The sequence below is a fragment of the Bradyrhizobium sp. genome (assembly GCF_049691595.1).
Classification (GTDB): Bacteria; Pseudomonadota; Alphaproteobacteria; order Rhizobiales; family Xanthobacteraceae; genus Bradyrhizobium.
This window is the reverse complement of sequence record NZ_JBAVNZ010000355.1, coordinates 1-4,753: the sequence shown is the minus strand read 5'-3', so window position 1 is coordinate 4,753 and position 4,753 is coordinate 1. Positions and strand designations below refer to the sequence as shown.

The following is a 4,753-nucleotide window of genomic DNA, read 5'->3' as shown; positions in this document are numbered from 1 at the left end:
ATTTTAGCCTGCCGTTGCACGCGAGATGGCGGGTTAAAGGGAACCCGCCCTACGCGCTGGCCGCCGATCGGATCAAGGTCGCCGCCTTGAATTTCCGCCTTCCGCGACAATTCAGCCGCCGACTTTCGACTAGCTTTCCGCCCGCCGCGTGATCGACTAGGCTCGGGCCGGCACGGCGGTCGCGACACCCAAAATGACGGCTGCCGGCGAGGGGAAATGCGTTTGAACGGGCAAGCGGGGCGCAGCGAGATCACGCGAGGCGCCGGCGAGGATATTCGTCGGCGCATGCTGACCGGCCTCTGGGTTTCCGCCCTGCTGGCGATTCTGGGTTTTCTGGTGGTCTATCCGATCCTGATGCTGCTGTTGGGCGCGCTCACCGACACCAATCCGGTGGTCGAGGGTTTCAGCCTCAGCCATCTCTCGATCGCCAATTTCCTCACGGTGCTGGCGAACCCGAACGTCGCGGAGGCCCTGCTCAACACGCTGATCGCCTGCGGCGGCGGCACCCTGATCGCGGTCGTGATCGGGCTGTTGTTTTCCTGGATCGTGGTGCGCACCAACACGCCGTTCAAGGGCTTTATCGCCGCCGCCAGCGTGTTGCCGCTGTTCGCGCCGCCGCTGGTCGCGGGCGTGGCATGGGCCATTCTCGGCTCGCCGAAGACCGGCCTGATCAACACCCTGTTCAAATGGATCGGCCTCGACTGGCGGATCGATCTCTATTCGCTGTGGGGGCTGGTGTTCGTGTTCGGCATCTACTACGCGCCCTATGTCTATATGTTTACCTCGTCGGCGCTGCGCAACATGGATCCGAGCCTGGAGGAGGCCGCCGAAATCTCCGGCGCCAGCGCGTTTGCGACCCTGTTCTCGGTGACCTTTCCCCTGATCATGCCGGCGATCGTGTCGGGCATGCTGCTGTCGTTCATCGTGATGCTCGGCATCTACGGCATTCCGGCGGTGCTGGGCGCGCCGACCAATCTCAGCGTGCTTACCACCTATATTTTCAAGCTCACCAACTGGTCGCCGCCGCTCTACAACACCGCCGCGGCGGTGGCGATCATCCTGATGGTGGTCACCGGCATGCTGGTGTTGCTGCAACAGAAGGTGCTGAGCGGCCGCAGTTACACCACCGTCGCCGGAAAGGCTTTCCGGCCGCGCAGCCTCGACCTCGGGCGCTGGCGCTGGTTCACCTTTGGCCTCGGGGTGGTCTATCTGGTCGTCGTGGTGGTCCTGCCGATTCTGGCGTTGATCGTGGCGGCGTTCCGCAAATTCATGTTCATCCGCGACGCCGCCAGCCTGTTCGACGCGCGTCAATATTCGTGGATGCATTTCGAAAGCATTTTTGACAATCCGCTGACCATGAGGTCGATCTACAATGCGGTCGAGGTCGGCGTCATCACGGCCGTGGTCGGCGGCGCGCTCGCCTTTGCGATCGGCTACACCATCCATCGCACGCAGGTCATGGGCCGGCGCTGGATCGACCTGATCTCGACGGTGCCGGTCGCGATTCCCGGCCTCGTCGTCGGCGTCGCCTATCTCTGGGCCTGGATCGGCATTCCCGGCGGGCTCTACGGCACGATCTGGATCCTGGCGCTGGCCTTCATCGCGCGCTTCATGCCGGATACGGTCAAGGCGCTGTCGACCTCGTTCCTGCAGATCCACCGCGAGCTCGAAGAGGCGGCCTGGGTTTGCGGCAGGGGCATGCTCGGCACCATCAGGACGATCGTGCTGCCGCTGGCGCGGCCGGGCATGATCGCGTCGATGACGCTGTTGTTCGTGCTGGCGATCCGCGAACTCGGCTCGTCGCTGTTTCTCTACACCAGCGACACCATGGTGATGTCGGTGCTGCTGCTCGACTATTACGAAGGCGGCAATCTCGGCAAGACCGCGGCATTCAGCCTGGTGCAGACGGTGTTGCTCGGCGTTCTCATCGGTGGGGCGAACTGGCTGTCGCGCGGCGCGACCCAGGGCAGCGTCGTCCGCGCGGGATAACCAAACCAAGGGAAGGGACTGGCCATGAAAAGAGAGATCGTCGCCACGATTGTAGCGCTGGCCGGCTTTGCCGGTCTTGGTGGTGCGTCAAGCGCGCAGGAATTCGGCTCGCCGGAATTGATCGCGGCGGCAAAAGCCGAAGGCAAATTGGTCTACTACACCGCCAATTTTGCCGAAGTCGAACAGCAGGTGATCAAGGCTTTCAACAAGCGCTTCCCCGAGATCAAGGTCGAAATGGTGCGCGCGCCGGGCGGCCAGCTCATCACCCGCGTCAAGACGGAAGCCGCCGCCGGCAAGCTGATCGCCGACGTGGTCGATCACTCCGACCGCGCGCTGATGCAGCCGCTGGCCGACATGTTCCAGGACTATGCGCCGCCCAACGCGGCCGACTACAATCCTGATGCGCAGGTCGCGCCGCAACTCTGGCCGCGCGCGACGCTGGTGTGGTCGATCGCCTACAATACCGAGGTGGTGAAGGATCCGCCGAAATCCTGGATGGATCTGACCAGGCCGCAATATGACAAGCTGACCGGCCAGGTGTTCGCGCAGTCCGGCGGCACCACCTGGACCCGCATCATGTTCGAGCGCCAGGTGCTGGGGGAGGATTACTGGGCGAAGCAGGCGTCCACCCATCCGATCCTCTATCCCTCGGGCGCGCCGATGTCGGACGCGATGGTGCGCGGCGAAGTCGGCGTCGGACCGCTGCTCTACAACGCGATCTACCCGAAGCAGAAGGACGGCGCGCCGATCAGGATTTTCTTCCCGCCCGAGGGCGTGCCGGTCAACCCTTACGCAACCGGAATTCCGAAGACCGCCGCGCATCCCAATGCCGCGAAACTTTTCCTGAACTGGTGCCTGTCGAAGGAGGGGCAGACGTTCATGATCAAGGAACTTGGCAACCTGACCTCCTTGAAGGTGCCGCCGGCCTATCCGGAAGGGTTCGATCCCAACATCGTCAAGGTCTGGTATCCCAAATTCGACGATTATGTGAAGCTGCATTCCGCCTGGGTCGCGGATTGGGACAAGACCTTCGGGTACCGGCAGTGAGCGATCGACGCATGAAGCAGGTCCATTCATGACGACGACGCTCGAGGTTACCGACCTGCGCAAGCAGTTTGCGATCGGTCGGCCAGCCATCGATGGCATCAGCTTTGCCGTGCCGGCCGGCGAGATCGTGGTGCTGCTCGGACCTTCCGGTTGCGGCAAGACCACGACCTTGCGCTGCGTGGCCGGGCTGGAACATCCGAGCGGCGGCGAAATCAGCATCGCGGGCCGCGTGGTGTCGTCGCCCGAGCGCGGCGTTCTGGTGCCGCCGCGACAGCGCGATCTCGGCATGGTGTTTCAGTCCTATGCGGTGTGGCCGCACATGACCGTGCGGCAGAACGTGATCTACCCGCTCAAGCATCGGAAGATCGCCCGCGCCGACGCCAATCGCATGGTGAACGACGCGCTGGAACTGGTCGGCCTGTCGGAATATGCCGACCGGCCGGTGGTGGCGCTGTCCGGCGGCCAGATGCAGCGCGTTGCGCTGGCGCGCAGCATCGTCTACCGGCCGCAACTGCTGCTGCTCGACGAACCGCTGTCGAACCTCGACGCCAAATTGCGGCTGCGGCTGCGCGACGATCTGCGCGTCATCCTCAAGCAGACCGGCATGACCGCGCTCTATGTGACCCACGATCAGGCCGAGGCGGTGGTGCTCGGCGACCGCATCGGCGTGATGCGTGACGGCAGGTTGTTGCAGATGGATACGCCGGACCAGATCTATAACCGGCCGGCCGATCTGTTCGTCGCCAATTTCACCGGCGCCACCAATGAGCTTGCCGCTACGCTGGTCGCGCGCAACGGCCAGTTCGGCGTGGTCGATTTCGGCGACGGGCGGCGCGGCGAGGTGGCATTGCTGCATTCGCTTCGGCCGGACGAAAAGGTGCGCATCGCGGTGCGGCCGGAAAATATCACGATCGGCAGGCACGACGGCGCCAATATTTTTTCGGCCAAGGTTCTCGACCGCCGCTATCAGGGCACCCAGACGGCCTATGGCATCGAGCTGTTCGGCCGCCGGCTCGAGGTGGTTGAACTGGGCACGGCCGCCCGGCACCAGGTCGGAGCCGAGACGCCGATTTCGCTGCCGCGGGAAAGCTGCTGGGCCTACCGCGATACCGGACCGTCATCGTATGAATAGAAGCCGGAAACGGCCGCGGGGGATTTTTCATGCGCATTGTCGTCTTGCCGGGTGATGGCATCGGGCCCGAGATCACGGCCGCGGCGCTCGACATCCTGCGGATCGTCTCCGAGCGGTTTCAGTTGGATATACAGATCGACCAGCATGCGGTTGGCCATGAGAGCCTGCGGCAGTTCGGCACGACGGTGAAGCCGGGCCTGCTGGAAACCGTTGGATCGGCGGATGGGCTGATCCTTGGGCCGACCGCGACCGCCGACTTCAAGGATGAGAACAGCGGCGGCATCAACCCGTCGAAATATTTCCGCAAGAACCTCGATCTGTTCGCGAACCTGCGGCCGGCGCGGACCTATCCGGGCTTGCGCAACCGGTTCGGCGCGTTCGATCTCGTCGTGGTGCGCGAGAATACCGAAGGCTTTTATGCCGACCGCAACATGGCGCAGGGCAACAGCGAGCTCCTGGTCACGCCCGACGTCGTGGTCTCGCTTCGCCGCATCACCCGGCTGTGCTGCGAGCGCATCGCGCAGACCGCCTGCGGGCTGGCGATGCGCCGGCGCAAGCGCCTCACCATCGTGCACAAGGCCAATG

The 4,753-nt window shown here is 64.0% G+C and carries 4 protein-coding genes; all 4 read left to right on the top strand.

Features of this window, described 5'->3' with window-relative positions; translation table 11 throughout:
- Positions 1-222 precede the first annotated feature (222 nt).
- Positions 223-1,989 (top strand): ABC transporter permease, encoded by a 1,767-nt coding sequence (locus WCE35_RS15620; RefSeq protein WP_424594243.1) that lies wholly within the window; start codon positions 223-225, stop codon positions 1,987-1,989.
- Positions 1,990-2,013: 24 nt separating this feature from the next.
- Positions 2,014-3,036, top strand: a complete 1,023-nt coding sequence (locus WCE35_RS15615; protein WP_424594242.1) for an ABC transporter substrate-binding protein — start codon at positions 2,014-2,016, stop codon at positions 3,034-3,036.
- A 28-nt stretch (positions 3,037-3,064) separates the two neighbouring features.
- On the top strand, positions 3,065-4,168 hold the full coding sequence (locus WCE35_RS15610; RefSeq protein WP_424594241.1) for an ABC transporter ATP-binding protein: 1,104 nt from the start codon (positions 3,065-3,067) through the stop codon (positions 4,166-4,168).
- 29 nt (positions 4,169-4,197) lie between these two features.
- A partial coding sequence (locus WCE35_RS15605) for an isocitrate/isopropylmalate family dehydrogenase (RefSeq protein ID WP_424594240.1) occupies positions 4,198-4,753 on the top strand: 556 nt, incomplete at its 3' end.